General features: G+C 39.2%; 21 protein-coding genes. All 21 read right to left on the reverse strand.

Going from position 1 to position 20,437, the window contains the following annotated elements:
* Positions 1 to 48 precede the first annotated feature (48 nt).
* Entirely contained in the window at positions 49 to 1,110 is a 1,062-nt protein-coding gene (locus ACP45E_RS09735; protein WP_017038325.1) for a hypothetical protein, read from the reverse strand.
* Entirely contained in the window at positions 1,107 to 2,162 is a 1,056-nt protein-coding gene (locus ACP45E_RS09740) for a glycosyltransferase (RefSeq protein WP_017038326.1), read from the reverse strand. The genes ACP45E_RS09735 and ACP45E_RS09740 overlap by 4 nt, the downstream gene beginning before the upstream one ends.
* Positions 2,159 to 3,430 carry a hypothetical protein gene (locus ACP45E_RS09745; RefSeq protein WP_069584941.1) on the reverse strand — a complete coding sequence of 424 codons (1,272 nt, stop codon included), beginning with the start codon at positions 3,428 to 3,430 and terminating at the stop codon, positions 2,159 to 2,161. Before ACP45E_RS09745 ends, ACP45E_RS09740 begins: the two co-directional genes overlap by 4 nt.
* Positions 3,423 to 4,487, reverse strand: coding sequence for a Gfo/Idh/MocA family protein (locus ACP45E_RS09750; protein ID WP_017038328.1), 1,065 nt, complete (start codon positions 4,485 to 4,487; stop codon positions 3,423 to 3,425). Before ACP45E_RS09750 ends, ACP45E_RS09745 begins: the two co-directional genes overlap by 8 nt.
* On the reverse strand, positions 4,478 to 5,479 hold the full coding sequence (locus ACP45E_RS09755) for a hypothetical protein (protein WP_017038329.1): 1,002 nt from the start codon (positions 5,477 to 5,479) through the stop codon (positions 4,478 to 4,480). The genes ACP45E_RS09750 and ACP45E_RS09755 overlap by 10 nt, the downstream gene beginning before the upstream one ends.
* Positions 5,480 to 5,570: 91 nt before the next feature.
* Positions 5,571 to 6,746, reverse strand: a complete 1,176-nt coding sequence (locus ACP45E_RS09760; protein ID WP_017038330.1) for an N-acetyl sugar amidotransferase — start codon at positions 6,744 to 6,746, stop codon at positions 5,571 to 5,573.
* Positions 6,727 to 7,344, reverse strand: a complete 618-nt coding sequence (locus tag ACP45E_RS09765; RefSeq protein ID WP_241824295.1) for a HisA/HisF-related TIM barrel protein — start codon at positions 7,342 to 7,344, stop codon at positions 6,727 to 6,729. Before ACP45E_RS09765 ends, ACP45E_RS09760 begins: the two co-directional genes overlap by 20 nt.
* Before the next feature lie 107 nt (positions 7,345 to 7,451).
* A complete protein-coding gene (gene hisH, locus ACP45E_RS09770; RefSeq protein ID WP_017038332.1) occupies positions 7,452 to 8,072 on the reverse strand; it encodes an imidazole glycerol phosphate synthase subunit HisH in 621 nt (206 codons plus the stop codon).
* Positions 8,062 to 9,201, reverse strand: a complete 1,140-nt coding sequence (locus ACP45E_RS09775; protein ID WP_069584943.1) for an N-acetyl sugar amidotransferase — start codon at positions 9,199 to 9,201, stop codon at positions 8,062 to 8,064. The genes hisH and ACP45E_RS09775 overlap by 11 nt, the downstream gene beginning before the upstream one ends.
* 7 nt (positions 9,202 to 9,208) lie before the next feature.
* The gene (gene pseI, locus ACP45E_RS09780; protein ID WP_017037941.1) at positions 9,209 to 10,258 is read right to left on the reverse strand and encodes a pseudaminic acid synthase; all 1,050 of its coding nucleotides are present in this window, start codon (positions 10,256 to 10,258) and stop codon (positions 9,209 to 9,211) included.
* Between the two features lie 10 nt (positions 10,259 to 10,268).
* A complete protein-coding gene (locus tag ACP45E_RS09785; protein WP_347229979.1) occupies positions 10,269 to 11,165 on the reverse strand; it encodes a bifunctional UDP-2,4-diacetamido-2,4,6-trideoxy-beta-L-altropyranose hydrolase/GNAT family N-acetyltransferase in 897 nt (298 codons plus the stop codon).
* The gene (gene pseG / locus ACP45E_RS09790; protein WP_241824297.1) at positions 11,078 to 11,764 is read right to left on the reverse strand and encodes a UDP-2,4-diacetamido-2,4,6-trideoxy-beta-L-altropyranose hydrolase; all 687 of its coding nucleotides are present in this window, start codon (positions 11,762 to 11,764) and stop codon (positions 11,078 to 11,080) included. The genes ACP45E_RS09785 and pseG overlap by 88 nt, the downstream gene beginning before the upstream one ends.
* Positions 11,765 to 11,769: 5 nt before the next feature.
* The gene (pseF, locus tag ACP45E_RS09795) at positions 11,770 to 12,459 is read right to left on the reverse strand and encodes a pseudaminic acid cytidylyltransferase (protein ID WP_017037940.1); all 690 of its coding nucleotides are present in this window, start codon (positions 12,457 to 12,459) and stop codon (positions 11,770 to 11,772) included.
* On the reverse strand, positions 12,456 to 13,631 hold the full coding sequence (gene pseC, locus ACP45E_RS09800) for a UDP-4-amino-4,6-dideoxy-N-acetyl-beta-L-altrosamine transaminase (RefSeq protein WP_017037939.1): 1,176 nt from the start codon (positions 13,629 to 13,631) through the stop codon (positions 12,456 to 12,458). Before pseC ends, pseF begins: the two co-directional genes overlap by 4 nt.
* Positions 13,628 to 14,641 (reverse strand): UDP-N-acetylglucosamine 4,6-dehydratase (inverting), encoded by a 1,014-nt coding sequence (gene pseB, locus ACP45E_RS09805; protein WP_017037938.1) that lies wholly within the window; start codon positions 14,639 to 14,641, stop codon positions 13,628 to 13,630. The genes pseC and pseB overlap by 4 nt, the downstream gene beginning before the upstream one ends.
* Positions 14,642 to 14,695: 54 nt before the next feature.
* Positions 14,696 to 15,193 (reverse strand): acyltransferase, encoded by a 498-nt coding sequence (locus ACP45E_RS09810; protein WP_198927709.1) that lies wholly within the window; start codon positions 15,191 to 15,193, stop codon positions 14,696 to 14,698.
* Complete coding sequence (locus ACP45E_RS09815; protein WP_069584945.1) at positions 15,168 to 16,475, reverse strand: oligosaccharide flippase family protein; 1,308 nt, start codon at positions 16,473 to 16,475, stop codon at positions 15,168 to 15,170. The genes ACP45E_RS09810 and ACP45E_RS09815 overlap by 26 nt, the downstream gene beginning before the upstream one ends.
* Positions 16,472 to 17,548 carry a DegT/DnrJ/EryC1/StrS family aminotransferase gene (locus ACP45E_RS09820; protein WP_017038464.1) on the reverse strand — a complete coding sequence of 359 codons (1,077 nt, stop codon included), beginning with the start codon at positions 17,546 to 17,548 and terminating at the stop codon, positions 16,472 to 16,474. Before ACP45E_RS09820 ends, ACP45E_RS09815 begins: the two co-directional genes overlap by 4 nt.
* An 8-nt stretch (positions 17,549 to 17,556) precedes the next feature.
* The gene (locus ACP45E_RS09825; protein WP_017038463.1) at positions 17,557 to 18,138 is read right to left on the reverse strand and encodes an acyltransferase; all 582 of its coding nucleotides are present in this window, start codon (positions 18,136 to 18,138) and stop codon (positions 17,557 to 17,559) included.
* A gap of 10 nt (positions 18,139 to 18,148) precedes the next feature.
* Positions 18,149 to 19,096, reverse strand: a complete 948-nt coding sequence (locus ACP45E_RS09830; RefSeq protein ID WP_017038462.1) for a Gfo/Idh/MocA family protein — start codon at positions 19,094 to 19,096, stop codon at positions 18,149 to 18,151.
* An 11-nt stretch (positions 19,097 to 19,107) separates the two neighbouring features.
* The gene (tviB, locus tag ACP45E_RS09835) at positions 19,108 to 20,388 is read right to left on the reverse strand and encodes a Vi polysaccharide biosynthesis UDP-N-acetylglucosamine C-6 dehydrogenase TviB (protein ID WP_017038461.1); all 1,281 of its coding nucleotides are present in this window, start codon (positions 20,386 to 20,388) and stop codon (positions 19,108 to 19,110) included.
* Positions 20,389 to 20,437: the final 49 nt, after the last annotated feature.

Raw genomic sequence — 20,437 nt, forward strand, 5'->3', positions numbered from 1 at the left:
AGGTCGCGCACTCCAACACAACTTACAAAATTCAAGTGAATTGCCAAGCTATTTAGATAGCATAATATCATTTTTATTTATTTTGGGCTCCCTACCTCTTAGAACTATATAGGTCATAAAAAATGGCAGGCAAAAAATGTAGTAACGCCAATGAACAATATCTGAGAACATTAGCGGAAAAGGACTAAAAACTCCCATAATCAAGAACCTGAACTCGTAACTTTTATAACGATGATTAAAGATGAAAGCCCAGCATATTAGAGCTATACTATATAGTGACAGAAGAAAATCTCTAAGATTTGCCTGATAGTCACCAAACAAACCTTCCATATAGGCGCTCCACATTCTCATGACAATTAAGAATAAGTATTTAGGAAGATAAAGTAAGATATAAAGCCCTTTACGTATACCACTGCCAAAAAACTGAGCTAATGTACCCGAACCTGCTAGAAGATCTTCTGCTGTACCAAACTCCCCGGAGGACAAGACCAAAGGGCAGACCATACTGATCGCAATCATTGATAGCAATAGGCGTTTATAGCTAATATAAGTTAAGTTCCTTGGAAAAACCGCCATTACATATATATAAAAAGCCAACATATATGACCGGGACATCAACATAACCAATATAGATAAAACCAATAGTCGTTTACTTCCGCTAACATAATAAGATAAAAACAGCAGCGTACCTGATATTAAAAATATCTCCTTATTAATGGCAATAAAACCAAAAAACAAAGCCGGAATCATTATGATAGTTAAAAACGTAGAACTGGTTTTTAATTTTAACTTCCTACCATATATAGCTAGTGAAATAAAAAAAATCGTATTGGCAAAGACAACAACTGGAACCACTTCTCCATCAAATAACATAAGTAAAGCAATAGGCATACCTACAGTTATTAAGCGTAGTAGCTCTAATAGACTCAACTCATAATTAGAGAATTTTTCATAGAGTCTATAATATTCGCCACCATCACTAGAGAACCAATAGGAAAAATCATTTTGATGCCACTGTTGTATATAACCTTCCAACAGAAAAATAACCAATAAAACAGCCAAGTAAAATATAAACAAAGTAATCTCATTGGATTTTACACGAACTATCATGCCATCACTCGTTTATAGTACTCAAGATATGAAGTTGAATAGAACTTTGCTTTAGCCAGTTCAGATATGTCTTTTTTTAACCCTGGTAACATTTTATCCATAGAAACTGCATTAAATACCTCGACTAAATTACTTAAGTCTTCGTTCAAATAATGAAGACCTACAGTTTGACCAAACTCTTGAGTATCTCCAGAGTTCAACACAATAACTTGACTTCCAGAGAGTAATGACTCAACTACTACTCTTGACGGGTAATTGGTTGTAGTTTGCAACGAAAAGACTATGCCTGACTCTGACAAAATCTGCTGAGGAGAAGCAAATCCATGATACGTAATCTCAACTCCTTTATTCGATAAATGGGTGACTTCATTCTCTACCCATGATTTCATTGACCCCTCCCCGTAAATTCGGAACTTAGGGAGAGGTTGGTCTAAGTCAAGTTCAGCACTCTTCAGCAGTTCAACTATTTTTATGTAGGTATCAATGCCTTTTCCACCCTCAAGTCGAGAAATGATTGCAACATCATTTTTCTTGCCGTTGGTATTAAAGTTAGCTGCATCCACAAATGACCCACCAGGAGTAAGTGAAAATTTTTTGTCACTTTTTTTTAGTTCATCATAAATTGCAGGACTTAGGACATCGACTTTACTAGCAAATATCCCTGCTATTCTCTGCAAGCTAAGTCCTATTGATTTAAGCGATATCTTTGGTTTTGCATAGCAGTAGCAATATGATATTGAATACTTCCTAATTGGAAAATAATGTAAAAAAAACGGTGGGTTAAGTGGATAATGAAAGGTATCGCCCTTCGATGATTTACACACAACACCAAAGTAAAATTTAAAACAGAACAGAACATAAGACCATCGAGTTAGTTCAATGCTAATGATTTTTTCATTTAACTTATAGTTATTGTCTAATTTTTGTAGTAGCAAACTTGGTGCAACAAGGTAAATATCTTCTTTATTTTTGATCATACTTTTAAAAACATCAAAAAACCTGCGTTCTGCTCCACCAATCGATGGAGAGGCAATAACTAAATACTTACTCATAATTTACATATACCTAAATAGAATGAGTCTAGCTTTTCCTGGCTAAATGTATGGGCTTGGTAACTCAATCTATCAGTTTCACTTACCCACTTTTCGATAAAATCATATTGTAGCTCGCCATACTCTATTAATTGACTGTTGTCTGATTGTAGCTCACGAAAAAGGCCATAGTTGACTCCCCCTTGTTCTAATGTCGGACAAAGAAGCAATGTTGGTACTCCGAGTTCTGCAGCCTCACCAGTACAACAACTAGACATCGTGATATGAAGATCTACTTTTTTTAACATAATACTTAGAGGGGAAGAGGAAGCATATTCAAAATCTACATTTTCATAAGTATCACTGAGCTGCTGTATCAACTGCCGATGTCTCTTATACCAAGGACGTATCATTTGGATTGGATGCAATCTAATGAAAAACATCCAATCACTGTTATTCTTGATTAAAGACAACAAGGAATCATGAATTACGCCATTATCTAAAATATTACTCAGAGGCTCCCGCTCACCGTCATAACCCCATTGGAGTGAAACGAGAACTCTCTTCTCAAAATCATTCCGCACACTATTATAGTAGTCAATAGACACAATTTCTTCACAATAATTGTGCCATGGGTTTATAGAGTTGTGTGTTTTAATTCGTTTATCGCCTGTTAATACTTTCAATGTGTCTGTTGTACAATCATCAAAAGAGACAATATCTGTAGGTAAAGTTTTTTCGATTCGATTAAACTTTTCTCTAAATACTTCATCTGTAATCGAGTAATTGTTACCATGCATCAACTCAACCACTTTAATCCCGTTCTCTCTGGACGCACTACACAACCCATGTGGCGGATCTATAGCAAAAACAATGTCGATATTTAAGTTTTTCAGTATACGTTTATATATAACACCTTCCAACTCCACTCTAATATCCAGTGAAGTCTTTTTAGTTAATTTTGAAAGTATCAACGTATATACTTTTATTAGCAGTATGAGGTAATTAAAAGATAAACACCCTTTAGTTAACTGGTGTTTTCTTAATACACCAAGAGGGCTACTGAGCTCATAATAGGAAATATTTTCCGTCTTTAAAGCTACTTTCAGCCCCATAAACAAAGGTGAGTGGTAAACTTGATTCTGAATTAAAGCTCTGTCTACATCATGGCAACTAAGTAAAATACAATATTTGTCTTTATCATGTTTCTTTAGCAATACAAATAATGTATCTAGTCTTAGCAAAAAAACAAGAATTTGCTGAATCTTATTTTTAAGAGAACTAAGCAAAGTGCTCACCACTACGCCCCGTCAGCACTAATTCTTCAGGGATATCTTTGAGTTCTATTTTAGATGAGTCATTTAGTTGAGACCAAACACATCCAAGTATCAATAGCATATTGTTACGAATATCAACATCGGATATGTAGTTCAAACGCTTATTCTCTGTTAAAGCATTCACCAAATCATCAATTGCTGTCACAGTTGCCCCTCGGCTCCCCATCGGGTTGACAAAAGTCTGGTCGGTAAAGTACTCAGAGTTTTTACTAGGACGACGCATAATTTGTAAGTTTGCACCATCACCATGAACAATAATAACACCGTACTCGAGCATTAATGTAACTATGTTTCCGCCACACTTACTGATTTTACCGAGCACACCGTTTTCATATTCAATTTCTACGCTAACTATTTTAGGGTCAGCATCTACGACTTTTTTTTCGTAATTTACCACATCACCTTCAATTTGCAGTAACGCCTTCAAAGCTGTGGGTTGGCCTCCAAAAAAATTAAGTAGATCAAAAGTATGTGGGTGAGTCCACATTAGAGGTGAAAAGCCAAAGTCTGCTCGTACTTCGACTAACTCACCTAACTCTCTCGATTGTGCGATTTCTTTGGCTTTCAGGTAAGTAGCGTGGAACCTACGGTTAACGCCGTATGAAAGGAGAACGTTGTTTTTTTTTGCTGCGGACAAGATCGTGTTGCATTCTTTTAAACTATTACACAACGGCTTCTCGACATAGATACCTTTGATGCCAGCATCAATAGCTTGTGTCAGTATATCTGCTTTATTTGGAGTACGAGTTGCGCATGTAAGTATGTCAATATCGTTCTTTAGTAAATCGGAATAGTCGGTGTATGTCTTCTCAACGCCGTATTCGTTTTTTACATAATTTAAAGATGATTGACTTACATCTGCAACACCTATTACGTAGGCCTGTGGGGACTCAATAACAGACTCCATATGAGAAACAGGAAGCCAACCAGGAGGTAAAACTCCTTGTAATCTATTAGAGCGCAAAGCACCCATTCGCCCACAACCTACAATCCCAACTTTTAAAGCCATTTTAGTATTCCCGTTAACGAGTTAGTCTTACGCTCGATCAAAAACTCATAGAGTTTATCCAGTTCATCATATGAAACAACTAACTGCTTTAATGCATTTGTAGACAACTTCTTTTCTAAGACAAGTGAGGCTAGGTAACTCATGTTGCGCTTCAATGTAAATCTTACATCCTGCATATCTATATCCGATTCACACACATAACCAGCATAATGCAGTGAAAGCTGCTTATCGTACATCAATCGAGAATCTAAAGGATTAAAGCTTGGTGGGTTTTCGCCTCGGCCGGGGAAACCCAACAGCACACACGTTCCACCTGCTCGAAGTAATTCAAGTCCATTAACATAATCTTCCCATGAATCAGAAGTATTAATGACGATATCAAACGAAGCCTTATCAGCGGGTGAAAGAACTTCCTTCTTGTCCAAAACATCGACTCCACCGTCAACGAACTGTCCATTAACTAGCTCAGCTTTGCCTGTCACTATTGTTGGTCTAGTGCCAAACGATTTTAGTAATGCGGACGTTGTAAAGCCCAATGCTCCACAGCCAATTACTGCAACCTTATGCCCTGGAAAATACTCTGCTTTTTTCAGAGCGCTATATCCAAGGTGATACAAGTAAGTAAGACAGATATCTTTTTGCTCAGCTTCATCCAATTGAGAATACCGGGCAAGAATATCTCCCCTATTGACAACCACTACACTTCGATGTGACTGATGTGTAAGGATATAGTCTCCAATCTGAATACCTTCTACATTGTCGCCAACCCATTTGACTCTAGCCAAGTTACAGTAACCTTGTAATCGTGGATACTGTATACTCGGACGTAAGGGCGGCTTCCCCAACCAAGCAGCCTTCTCGGTACCAGGGGAAATAGCAGAATACACTGTATCGGCCACGATCTTATCATCGTTGACTTGAATAAACTGTGATTCTAAGACTAAAGATTCTTTCTCAACTAATGTATAGACTTCTGATACCACTTCTCTCATAAGCGAATGTAAACCTTTCCATAAAATTATAAGTTATCAACAGAATATCGGAGGCATATCATGCATTCAGCCAAGTAACAACACCCAGCATTTATATGTGTAGGCCTTTACCGAAAATCACGTGTTTCTCACTTTGCACTTGTCCATCATTTAACAACGGTGCTAACGAGTTCGGGAGGGTAATCTCGTTTGATAAAGGCTCGCCAATTAGATGCAACATATTCTGTAACCGATGCATTTTGTACCAATCTAAACCGCTTTTTGTAACACCCAGCCATTTAAAAAAAGGCTCTACATCTGTTTTAGATTGAGTATAAAAATCTACTATAGCTTGACCTTCAGTCGTAAGAAGTCGTTTATGCCGTATCTCTCTTGCTACATGGTCAGTTACTTTCCTATACCCTTGCCTTTTATACTTCAAGAGATCGTGGAAATCATAATAAACAGAGCTTCCTGCTCGCTCATATACATCAAAAGAACTGGTATTTCGCTGAGGTATAAAGCCCATGTCCGTAACACTTTGGTTTTGCTTTAACGGATCCCACTTGTAGTAGTTACTAAGGTACAAACCTCTAACTTTCCTGCGGCCCAGATCGGTTGTATTTGGGTAGCGGTAATAATTCAAACACCTCTCATTTATTTGGGCTCCGTTTCCTATAGCTGTCTCTATTTCTTTGCCAAATAGATCATGCTCACGACGACTCCACCGACTCATTTCCGCGCAGTCAAAATGAGAGAATTTTCCAACTTGCTCAACGGCTTGATTCTGCCCCCAGATGATAAGTGGTATCTTTCTTTCATAGGCCACATGAACTGGAAAAGATGTATGTAGCTGTAAAAATGGTAATAGAATATGATCAAATTTTCTTAAAGATGTACGTACTAAATCTTTATATACACGCATATCAGGATTGAACGTGAATGAATCAACGTCAAAATAAGTTATGAGTTGATGAAGATTTTTCCAGCCAATGTCATTCTTAAAGTAATCATTGACGCAAACCACTAAAGGAGCCAAACCTAGCTCTAATACTAGCGACAAAGTATAGAAATCTTCTGCATCTCCGACAACAGGAACCACGCAATCGTATTGACTATGTGCTTTTTTATAAGGTTTGATTAAACTCTCTAACTTCTCCCTCTTAGCACTCCAGTCAATCGAGTATTTTTCATCATGGGTTTTGCAACCAGAGCAACTCGAATCAGAGATGACTATTCCAAAGGGATGACTAACTGGATATAAGCACTTAGGACATTGTTGCTGCATTTCTATAACCTATTACAGACGTTTCTTTGTGAAGAACTTTATTATCAATTAGCACAGAAGCGACGTTTCGCTTCTTCGCTTCTTTAACTGTCTGATACCCGACCCCCCCGCTTACAACTAGTTTTTCTGCAGCAAAGCCTAGCTCATCAACTAATACCCAATCAAACTCATCATGTAAGCCTTCATGCTGAGTGTCTACGACAATAATTTCATTAGCATGTTGCTCGATAAAATCGAGATCTATCTCATTTATAGGGATAAAATTTTCTTTGTCTGAACGGTAGACAAACACACCATCATCATTTTTAACCATAGGTAACAGACACTGTATGGCTTGTTTACCAAAAAGTTGAGTTGCCATTCCAATCAACTGCTTGTTTTTATCCAAAAAAGAGGAAGAAAACACTAAGCGCTCGACAGGTATTCCCTTTAACAACATCAAGTGTTCAACCGAGCGAATCCCTCCCCCAAAACTAATAGGAGTCATTGTTTTGACAGACTTAAGATGTTCTACATCTGATTGATAGTTGTTATTATTGAACCTGACAGGACGAATAATCGCAATCTCATCGCATTGATACTCTTCTAAAGAGTCCAAGACCCTTTGTAAGTCACCTAGCGGCCTCTTTGCTTCCCAATTATAGGACTGGAGGCAAAACTGTTCGTAAAATAGTACTACTGACCCAATTCGCATAAATTCTGTGCCTATATAATCATTGATATTAATTCAGCACCTGTTCGTTGACTTTTTTCAGGATGAAATTGGATACCAATAACGTTATCTTTCACCAAAAAGCCACTGTACTGTTCTAGTTGTTTAGAGACAGGCACCGTATACGCTTCTTTGTCATCACTAACAAACCCGTACTCATGATTATAAAAAACACGACCATTCAAAATACGCTTCCTGCTGTAGTTCATCTTGTTGTTTAAACTCTGCCCTAGCAGTTTAGTTCTGTTAAAGTTAATGGCCTCCCAACTATTGTGAGACATATTATGCGGCAACCTTTCGACGCGGCCAGAAATGATGCCGAGCCCTTTGACTCCCCCGTCTTCCTCTGACCAATTCGACATAATTTGAAAACCTAAACAAATGCCTAACAGGCGACATCCTTTATCTAGATGTTCTAAGATGGCTTGATCAAACCTACCATCCTTCAAACGCTTCATATATGATCCCGCAGACCCTACTCCAGGTAAAATAAGTAAGTCACTATTTATTCCACTAGGGCTGTTTACGACTTGAGAACCAATATTGGAGTTTTCGAGCCAAGACTGAATGGAGCTAATATTACCAGAACCAATATCTAAGATGTTAACCTTCATAATCGCTTCCTACCTTAAACTTTCTGATAGGACGCCTACCTTCTTGGATATCAAATATATCACCATTAACCCATTGATTCGCAATATTCCAGAACTCAGTCTCTGAGATACCAACATACCTAGAAAAATTATTGATAATTCTATCTGAACAAACACCATCGTATTGTTCTGCAATTTTAATTGCTTCTTCTCGGCTGAGTTTGCCCAAACGTATTTTTTCGTTAACTGTATCCGTTGCCCGACCAAAACCAAACTTGTAATATTTAAGCATCATATTAATGTTGGTGAATTCCTCATCGAGCATTGAGGCGTTTGATAGATCACCAGTTTCTCGCTCTTCTCCTGGACGCAAGGTTAACCCTTGAAGAGATGCGTATATCGAGTTGTCATCATTGCTCCAATCATCCCACGCAGGGCCTAAGTAGAAAATATTGATCTTTTTCCTTTCGAACTCTATTTCATTCGGATAAAAATAGTGCTCGCCTAAGTAAGAATGAGGAACTGCCTCTTTTATCCATTCAGTCCCGCCCGCTGTCAAGGTATTAAGTTTTCTCAGGTTATTACCGTCAAACTCATCAAACCCTTCCACAGCAGAATCTCCAACTTGTAACGCAGGGTTCTCACCCCAAAAGATCGTATTTACACCAAGTTCAATTGCTAGGCGAGGTACTGTTGAGAATAAAGACATTTCAGTCGATTTGCACACATTGCCAAATTGTTGAAATGACTCCAGTGCCAACTTAGCTGCTGTCTGAGGAGCTGGTGTTGCCGCGATGACATCAAACCCCATTTCAATAAGGTTTATTAAGTTTTGAGCTCCAATATCTGACATTTGTTTTGGCGGGTAGGCGCAACAAACCAGCAAAGGCCTTAAGCCTAAACGATCACGAACCCAGTGAGCTTGGCGTGTACTATCTTTACCACCACTAACACCAACTATGCAGTCGTATGCCTCTTTATTACGCTGCTTTCTTCTACTAGTCTTGATTTTTTCCCGTAAGATCTTGAGCTTTATTTGAGCATTGCTTCGAAGGTCTTCCGTAGAATAATGACACGCAATGCATACACCATCATTGAATAAAGCATTTGGCCTCAGGTCAGTTGTCAAACATTTTTTGCAATATTTCATCGCTACATTATTTCTCTAAATGATCAAAAGAAAGAGCTGTCCCCTTAGAAAGATCTATCTTTACTCGTTTACCAAGCACTTCTTCATAGTACTTAGGTTCTAAGCCATAACCAGGCCGTATACTTCTAATGTTTTTTTTACTTAACACTTCCCCTTTTTTTACACCTTCTACGATATAGAGTGAGCGACGAAACTTAGCATTCCCTTTTTCTGCTTCTGTTCGTTCATAGTTTACCCTTCCCAAGGACTTCCAAGCTGTTGAAGCATCTTTACACAACGCGTAAAGTTCAGGCGGTTCAATTGAAAAGCTGTCATCAGCACCACCACCATTTCTATCCAAGGTTACATGTTTTTCAATAACACTAGCACCTAAAACCACAGATGCTACTGCTGTTGCATTGTCGATTGTATGATCTGACAAACCCGAAATAACCCCAAATCTACCACTTATATCATTGATCGTCCGTAAGTTGTATTGCTCTGCTGGGGCAGGGTAGCCGCTGACACAATGTAGAACTACTAACTCAGTACAGCCATTCTGTTTTGCCGTTTTAATCGCTTCAGCGATTTCCTCTTTATTAGCCATACCCGTAGAAATAATCATAGGCTTTCCAGTCTGAGCTACTCTCTTAATCAACGGCAAATCGATTATTTCAAAAGAAGCTATTTTATAGGCTGGTGCATCCAATTGCTCTAGAAGGTCTACGGCAGTGAAGTCAAATGGTGAACTAAAAATTGTTATACCTAACTCTTTAGCTTTCTTGAAAAGCGGCTCATGCCATTCCCAAGGCATGTGAGCTTCTTCGTATAATTTGTAGAGTGTCTTACCATCCCACAGCCCACCATGTATTTGGAACTCCTCACTATCGCTATCAATCGTTATAGTTTCATGCGTATATGTCTGCAACTTAATCGCATCAGCACCCGCCTTTTTTGCTTCTTCCATAATTTGAAAAGCACGGTTGATGTCACCATTGTGATTGGCTGAAAGCTCTGCAATTATGTAAGGTGGATATTCTGGACCGATTTTTCGACCGTCTATTGTAATATATGTCATTCTATGTCTCTTAACTTGCGTAGCGAATGTAATTTCTTGAATCTATTTGTATAAACTTCGCTTTTTTAAATAACCGATGAGAAGCCGTATTTTCTTCCAACACTGTGGCATGAAGGGTCCTATCGGAATGCAACTCACTTACTATGTTTAATGCAGCTAAAGCAATTCCTCGACCATAATGCTCAGGTGAAACATAAATTGAAATTAAATAGTTACCAGGCTCAGTCAAATCCAACCTTAATACACCCAATTTATCTCCCGAGCCGCTATCGAAGATGATATAAAAATAGTCACATTTACTTTCTAATCTTTGACTCATCCATCTATAATGTGAATCCCACGACGGAACTTCAGTATTCAGTGCAAACTTACGAGTGCTAGGATGACTCTGCCAGTCGTATACTATTTTGATATCGTTCTGCGTAGCTTGTCGAAGGCTCAAGTCTATTGATGCTTTTGGCTTAAAATTCTTACGCATTTCAACTACAACTCTTTGCGTACCCAATCCATCACACAACTTGAGATTATTGGCATGATACTGTGCCCATCGAGATACAAGTTCATAATATTGATTTAAGAGTGAGTTGCCAATCTCATTTAGTGATACAGTCAATACTGCATCACACTTTAAAAGCTGCTCACAGACTGTCTTTTGGTTGTCTGCAAGTGGAATGAGGATACTGGGTAAACCTAAGCAAGCCCTTTCCCAACTAGTTGTTCCAGGAGCCCCTATGGCTATATCGTGTTCAAGCATCAAACGAGCCATATCGCTCTCGAACTCTTTATGCTCTATATTTTCATGTAGAGCACACCAATCCCTTACGATTTGAAAGTGAGGTGATCTAGGTCCAAGTAAAACTGTAAAATTAGCATCAACCTGTCCGACCAAAGCTTGAAGCGACTGCAAAGTCGCATTCTGCTGATCCCCCCCCCCATCGAGACGAGTATTTTGGGCTTTTTATCATTAAATACTTTACTTACTGCTTGAGATCTAAGCTTAGAAAATTTTGGCGCAACCATAGCATAGTCGATACCAGAAAGGACTTTCCCCCTGCCACTGTACTCTTCAGGTGTCCTTCCAAGAGTTTGATCTATAATCAGATCTGCATGATGTTCTCGAACAAGATCATCGATAGCAACCAAGAAGCAATTCAACTGGTTAATAACTTGCTTGTGCCAAGTCTTACCAATAGCATAATGATCTACAACTACAATTTCTGCCGAGCCTACAAGATGAGCAAACTCAATAGCGTCATCTTTCTCTGACTGAAGCAACCAAGTCGAATAATTTAATTCATCAACATTTGGCAAGTCAGAACTAGCAGAAAGCGTAAGAACCTCATAGCCTCTATTCTCTATGTAAGGGATCATATCTCCCTCCTGAGGAATACAAGCAAAAGAAACGGCGTAGTTCTGTTCTCTCAACGCGTCGGCAACGACAAGACACCTCATAATATGTCCTGTACCAATCATTGTCGATGCATCCGCTCGAAATATGATTTTCATACTATTCATGCTTCGATCAAGGAGTACAGTAGCTCAGCAAACTCCCAATCATCCTTAGTATCAATATCCTGAACCCTAGCGCGGGGTAACAACACAACTTTAGAGTGGGAAGAAAAAAAGGAATCACGATTAAGAAAAGCATTCTTTCTCCCCCAGTAGAACTGCCCTGCATCGTGATAAGCGTTCTCTAAGTCTTGTGAACGAGTCTTCTCATATTCACTAGAAAACATGCTTACCTCCCCATCACTTGAAAGCTTAATTGCCCTCTGTATTGGAAAAGGAAACTCAGTTGCGCTGAAGACATATTTACAATGTGGTTCACTTTCGAGCTTCTCTAGCCCTTTTTGTAGATCCTTTGGCTGAACGAATGGAGCAGTAGCATATAGACAACACACTGCGTCGATAGCCCACCCTTCTGCTTCACACCACTTAACCGCATGATTAATAACATCTATAGTCGTTGCGTAGTCATCTGATATGCCTGCCGGACGAATAAAAGGGATCTCCGCACCATACTGACGAGCAACTTGGGCTATTTCTTGATCATCAGTAGAAACAATCACTTTATCGAAACACCCTGATTGCAACGCAGCCTGTATTGAGTATGCGATCATTGGTTTACCATGAAAAAGCTTTATATTCTTTCGCGGTATACGTTTACTACCTCCCCGTGCAGGAATAATTGCTACTCTCATTCTCCCTCCAAAATCTCGGACAAAACTCGAACTACTTCATCTTGCTGTTGTTCTGTCATCAAGTGGAACATAGGCAAGGAAATCGCTTCGCGGTAGTATTTTTCAGATTCAGGGAAATCTCCCCATTGAAAGCCCATTTTTTGGTAGTAAGGCTGAGTGTGGACTGGTATATAGTGCAAGTTAACCCCTATACCTTTACTTCTCAACCTATCAAATACCTCACAATGAGTAAGGAAAATTTCATCTAGCTTTAGACGAATAACGTAAAGATGCAATCCAGAGTAGGAGTCAACACTTTGATACGGTAGCACAATTGGCAACGCTTCAAGTAAATGGTTATAGCGCTCAGCCAAGCGATGTCTTTCACCAACGAACGGCTTTAACCTCAGGATCTGTGAAACGCCCAACGCGGCTTGAAGCTCTGTCATCCGATAGTTAAAGCCCAAATCGACTTGCTCATAATACCACCCGCCATGGCTTTCATTCTCCATTTGCTCCAGATCTCGGGTGATCCCGTGACTGCGAAGTAACCGCATTTTTTCAGCCAGATACTTGTCATTAGTCGTCGCAGCGCCACCTTCAGCTGTTGTAATGATTTTTACTGGGTGAAAGCTAAACACTGTGATATCTGAGAACTTGCAGTTTCCAATAGGCTGGTCTTGATAGGCTCCTCCAATCGCATGTGAAGCATCCTCAATAACTTTGAAGCCATACTCCTTAGCTAACTTATGAATCGCTTGCATGTCACATGGTTGGCCACATAAATGAACTGGAACAACTACTTTTGGTAGCTTATTTTCAGCTTGAGCTTGAATGAGCTTTTCTTCGAGCTTTAAAGGGCACATGTTGTAGGTGATTGGATCGATGTCAACGAAATCTACCTCTGCTCCACAGTATAAGCCACAGTTGGCAGATGCAACAAAGGTTGTTGGCGAGGTCCACAAATAGTCACCCGGCCCCAATCCGAGAGCAAGGCATGCAATGTGAAGCGCAGACGTTGCGCTGTTTACAGCTATAGCATGTTCTGCTTTTGTATGAGCCACGAGTAAACCTTCAAACTCAGGAACTTTCGGTCCTTGTGTCAGAAAATCAGACTGTAATACGTCAATTACACTATCGATATCTTGCTGTGTAATTTCTTGCTTTCCGTATGGAATCACATTCACACTCACACTGAAAAATTTGGATCAACATGTTCTAAAATCAATTCTCGCAAACCTTCGACCGTTTCCCAGTCGGTGTTTGTACCCGAATTATACTTGAACCCAAAGGGAACTTTCTCCGCTTTATGGTGAGCCATGTACTCATCTTCTGAATAGATCAGCGATACAGAAGGAAGAATTGCATAATACTTACCCAAATCAATAGTGTTTAAAGAATCGGTATCAGTGATCATTTCCTCGTGCAACTTTTCCCCTGGACGAATCCCAACTACTTTAGTCTCACACTCTGGCGCAACGGCTTTGGCTATGTCCAAAATCTTGTAGGAAGGGATTTTAGGCACGAATATTTCACCACCTAAATGGTTTTCAAGCGCGTACATCACCATATTTACACCATCTTGCAAAGATATGTTAAATCTAGTCATATCTTTGTGAGTAATAGGCAATACACCTTCTTGTTTCTTACTTAAGAAGAACGGGATAACAGAGCCACGGGATCCCATAACATTGCCGTAACGTACAACACTAAAACGAATATCTTTCGAACCTCGAATATTATTAGCCGCAGTAAAGAGCTTGTCAGATGCCAATTTGGTCGCACCATACAAATTTATAGGTGCACAAGCTTTATCCGTCGAAAGTGCTACAACATCGCGCACACCGCACTGTAGTGCGGCATTGATCACATTTTCAGCACCAGTAACATTAGTACGAATACATTCGGTTGGATTGTACTCAGCCGTATCAACTTGCTTAATTGCTGCTGCATGAATGATAACGTCTACATCTTCACATGCCTGAATCATTCTTTGCTGATCACGGACATCGCCAATAAAAAAGCGTAGTTGAGGATATTGACTTGCAGGATATTGCTGACGTATTTCAAACTGTTTAAGCTCATCTCGAGAATAGATGATTATTTTTCGTACATCAGAATAACGTTCAAGGATCGTTTTAATAAACTGTTTGCCGAACGAACCTGTGCCACCTGTGATAAGTACATTTTTATTGTTTAACATTTTACTACCTTAATTCTCAATAAAAACAAAATATTATAGACATAAGCACCTAAGCTAAATTGTCTTCTTCCGAATGAGTTTTGCAGGCACGCCCGCCCATATTTCATTCTCTGGTATATTCTTAGTAACAACCGAGTTAGCCCCTACTACCGAGTTGTTACCTATTTCTATCCCCGGATTGATAAAGACATTAGCCCCAATCCAACAGTAACTACCTATACTGACATCGGCAGTCTTCATTTTCACTTCTTTACTGAAATCAGTATTGGCTATGTTTGACTGAGTATAGATTCTTACATTATGCGATATTTGGCAATGAGAACCTATATTGACATTTGCACCTTTCACTGCCTGAACAGTTGAAAAGTCCCCAATATAAGAGTGCTCACCCACATTTATGCTTCCATCACCATAAAATAGTATATATACACCATTGAATTTAAAAGTTTGCGGTAATAGATATTTATCTCTATATGGGTAGTAAATACAATACCAGTAATAGTACGAAAATTTTAAAAAAGCCTTACTAATGATCAATGCTAATATTTTCACCACGTAACTCTCTTATAAATAAAACAACTGAAGTTTGGACACTATGCCAGGGTAGTCTTATCACCTTAGGCGACAAAAACAAAGCTAACAAAAACATAAAGCTATTGCTTATGGCAAAAGAAACTGCACCACCTAGCAAGCCATAGTCTTTTACTAAAAAATAAGTGAGAACAGCTGAGAATATACCAGAAGATACGCTAACTAAAGATAACCAGCCCGTTTTTTGAGAGAAAAAATAAAACCCGGCTACCGCATAGTACATTCCGGTAAATGCGTTACCTATCAGGAACCAAATTATAAACTGCATTGTAGAATGATACTCTTCACCTATCAGGTACTCGAATATTAAGTTTAAAGTCAAATAGGCTGGTATTACTATTATCGTAAACATCAAAAACACCACATACGTTGCTCCGACTACTATCTGGCGACTTTGTTTGTCTTCGCGACTCAAAAGTTTGTAAATCCATGGTCCATACGCCTTAACAAAGGCATCAGCTATAATAGCCATCCCCATTGCTAGCTGCAATCCAACGGTATATATACCAACTGCATAGTCACCTAGAAGGGTAGCAATGATTATTCTGTCTACCATAACTAGCACTATTGCAGATATCGCATGAGGAATTAGAGGTATACCAAATTTAAGTATATCTTTAAAAAAGCACAACTTAATGCTAAATCCAATATCGCTATTCTTTAAAAGAAAAAACACTGAAATAACTGAAAATATAACAGAAGCAATAAATATTCCGAAAACTCGACCTTCCCACGAGCTGTTATAGTAATAGAGAATACATAAAGACAAAATAATATTTATCAATGTATAAGAAATCTGAAACATTCCATACTTAACCGCTTCCTGCCTAACTTGGAGCAGAACCAGCCAGATATTAATAACAAAAGTGAGCATGGAAGCAAGCAAGGCTATTAATATCCACTCTTTCGATAGAAGTATATACTTTGATACCAAATCACCTAAAAGCAATAAAACCAAAGATATTACTATGAAGCTAGATATTAGGACTAGAAATGCGGAAGTAACATACTCTGAAAGCTCTTTGTGAGAAAGTTTAAAGTACTTTACGCTGACAGCACCATTCACACTTAGGCCGACAAATGCCCCCAAAATGGTAACTGTCATAGTAAACATAGTTACCATACCATAACCTTCAGGGTCTAATATTCTGGTAAGAATAGGCAACAGAAGAAAAGGAATAGCGGCATTAAGTATATTGGAAAACAAATAAATAAAGCTATTTCCTACTAGCCCACGCTTCATTTTTGACGATCCATATACCCATGCATCGGTATACTAAAAACTTCACCCGACAATTTTTCTGCAACAGGAAAGTCGCCTTTTTTATAACACAAGTGTGCAAACGCCGTTTGCTCATGCATACATGTCCTGTAGTAGACCATTGTCGGAATGCCTCGCTCCGAGAAACTCTGCATTGAACTCACACGGTCGTTGCTACGCAAAGTATACTGAGCCCAGGAGCTAACATAACCTTCAGGTACCACTGGAGTGAGGTACAAATTGGAATATTCAGATTTATAGCGTTCAGCTAACGAGTTTCTCGCAACCATTTCAGTAGGGAATTCTGTTAACTTTTCAAGAAGTATCGCAGCTTGAATTGTATCCAGACGACTATTCACGCCAATGCGAACATTATCGTATTTGTCTCCTCCCTTGCCGTGGATTCGATAGGAACGAACTAGACTCGCATACTCATCGCTGTTGGTAAAAATAGCACCACCATCTCCATAGCAGCCTAGCGGTTTTGCAGGAAAAAAGCTCGTGGTAGCAATGTCCCCAAAAGATCCCGCCATTTGACCGTTGATTGAGCCACCAAAGCCTTGAGCTGCATCTTCAATTAACTTCAAATCATATTTCGATGCAATTGCCTCAATTTCTGGATAGTTTGCCGGCAAACCAAATAAATCTACAGTAATGATGGCCTTAGGAACCAGTTTTCCTTCGGAAATTGTTTTTTCAATTTGACTCACTAGTGACTGTGGACAAATATTAAAAGTTGTCTCATCTGAGTCAACAAATACAGGGGTTGCATTTGCAAAAGCGATAGTTTCAGCAGTGGCGAAAAAGGTAAAAGTAGGACAGAAAACAGCATCACCTTCGTGTATATTCAATGCCATCATAGATAGTGTTAATGCGTCTGTCCCATTAGCACATGTAATAGCATGCTTAACGCCAACAAACTCTGCCAGCTTATTTTCTAACTCATAAACCTCTGGCCCCATAATGTATTGGCCATGGTTTAATACATCGCTTATGCGAGCGTCTATTTTTTGTTTTAAGTGCTTATATTGCGTTTCTAAATCTATGAATTGCATTTTATTTACTACTCTTCAACTATCTTAAGCTCTGAGCCATCTAATCGATAAATAGCATCAGTATTTGGACACTTAACTTCTAAATCACCTTTTAATGGCAAATCAAGTTGTTCCCCAAAAATGCTCATCCAACCAATCTGTCTAGCAGGAACTCCGACCATCAAAGCAAAAGGTTTAACGTCTTTCTTTATTAGTGCACCTGCACCGACAAAAGCATACTCACCAATAGTTGTTCCACAAACAATAGTCGAGTTGGCACCTAACGTGGCACCTTTTTTAACTATAGTATTAAGATACTGGTCTTTTCGTTCAATTAGGGAGCGGGGATTATACACATTGGTGAAGACCATGCTAGGGCCGCAAAAAACCCCCTCTTCTAAATGAACGTTATCGTACACTGAGACATTATTTTGTATTTTGCAATTGTCACCAATAGTAACTTTATTTCCAACAAACACATTTTGGCCAAGGGATACACCTTGACCGATTTTTGCACCACCGCAAATATGGGCCCAGTGCCAAACACGCGCCCCCTCACCTATCACAGCGCCATCATCAATGATTGCTGTCTCATGTTTCATAAAACTCATAAGTTCACTCCTACTTAAGGATTTTGCTGAGTAAGGGATGGTGATGCTCAGGCACATGAACCGTTTGCTGTTCACGGATTTTTTCTACGGTTTCAATAGCAGCACGATTTTCTTCTAAGCCGTAGCCATTACCCGCTAGGATATTTTGGTAGCTTTGGGTATGAAGATCTGTAAAACCACCAGAAAATTCTAGTTCTTCATCTTCAATCATGATGCTGCGATAAGTTTTCTTCTCACCTTGTACAGCATTGTCTGGCAGGTAACTGGCATCAATAGATAGGAACCACTTAACCCGCGCACGTTCATACTCTAAGTAGCCGGCGACTGTTTGTTCATCTTTATAATGCACTTCGTTTGCTTTTATATCACCAAAGATAAAGTGCAACATATCAAAGAAGTGCACTCCGACATTGGTTGCAACGCCGCCCGATTTTTCATTCACTCCTTTCCATGACTTTAGGTACCACTTACCACGAGATGTCATGTAAGTTAATTCAACATCAAACACTTTATCAGCTGGTGCATTTTGAACTTTTTCACGCAATGCAATGATAGAAGGGTGAAGTCTGAGTTGCAGAATACTGTTAACTTTCGCTCCGTATTTTTCCTCATACACTCCCAATATTTCAAGCTCTTCAGAGTCTAACACCAATGGTTTCTCACAAATAACGTCGATACCATTTTTAAGAGCAAACTTCATCTGTGGTGCATGCAGGTAATTAGGTGTACAGATTGAGATGTAATCTAATTTTTTACCTTTAAGTGCTTCATCTTCAACGTATGCAGCAAAGTCTTCAAACTCGGTAAAAAACTCAGAGTCTGGGAAGTGCATATCCATGATACCTACGGAGTCGTTTACATCCATAGCAACGTCTAAGATGTTGCCAGTCTCTTTAATAGCATTAAGGTGACGCGGGGCAATGTAGCCACCTGTACCAATTAAGGCGAATTTTTTCATTGTATTTTTCCTTACAGACGAATATCAGCAACACCTGGAGCAAACACGTACTTAACGTCGTATACAACATGTTTATCTTTACCAAGCTTACGAATCGCTTCGATACCCATGGTTTTAGTTTCATCATGATCAACAGCTAGAATAATGCCATCATATGCGCCTTCTTCTAACTCGCAAATGAGCTTAATACCATATTCATGTTCAACTTCTCTAGAATCAGCCCAGTTATCAAAAACATCCACTTGAACATTAAAATCGTTTAACTCTTTAATGATTTCAATCACTTTAGTATTGCGTACATCCGGACAGTCACCTTTGAAGGTGAAACCCATAATCAGCACTCTAGATTCATCAATGTGAATTTTTTCACTTGATAACTTTTTCACCATTTGAGTCGCAACATATTGACCCATACCATCATTAATGCGACGGCCAGCTAGTATAACTTCAGGTGAGTAACCAACTTCCTTGGCCTTGTGGGTTAAATAATATGGATCAACACTGATGCAATGACCACCAACAAGGCCCGGTTTAAACGGTAAGAAGTTCCATTTTGTACCAGCAGCTTTTAAGACCTCTTCGGTATCAATGTCTAAGCGATTAAATATTTTTGCGAACTCATTGATGATTGCAATATTCAAATCACGTTGTGTATTTTCAATCACCTTCGCCGCTTCAGCCACTTTGATAGATGAAGCTTTATGAGTGCCTACAGTAATAATGCTGTTGTAAACACTATCTACGTAATCAGCAACTTCAGATGTGGAACCCGCAGTTATCTTGGTAATAGTCGTGAGAGTGTTGACTTTATCACCTGGATTGATCCTTTCAGGGGAGTAGCCTGCAAAAAAGTCCTTGTTGAATGTCAACCCCGAATGCCTTTCTATAATTGGAATACAAACTTCTTCTGTCGCTCCTGGGTACACTGTTGACTCAAAGACAACGACATCACCAATAGAAACTACTTTAGCCAGAGACTCTGATGCTTTTTGGAGTGGCGTTAAGTCAGGAACGTTCTCATCGGTAATGGGGGTTGGCACTGTAACAATATAAAAATTACAACCTTTAATAGAACTGAGATCCGTAGTATAACTAGCATACTTTGCAGCGGCTAATTGCTCTGATGTGCACTCTAAAGTAGAGTCTTTGCCAAGGTTAAGTTCATCAACCCGCGCTTGATAAATATCGTAGCCGATAGTTGGCTGCCTTTTACCGAATTCTACAGCCAAAGGAAGGCCAACATACCCTAAGCCAATAATACCAATGCGGGTATTTTCTAACGTTATTTTCATAACTGCTCGTACCTAAAAAGTAAAAAAATTATCCAGCTCATCTCAGCTG

It is taken from the genome of Vibrio genomosp. F10 str. 9ZD137 (genome assembly GCF_049974785.1).
GTDB lineage: Bacteria > Pseudomonadota > Gammaproteobacteria > Enterobacterales > Vibrionaceae > Vibrio.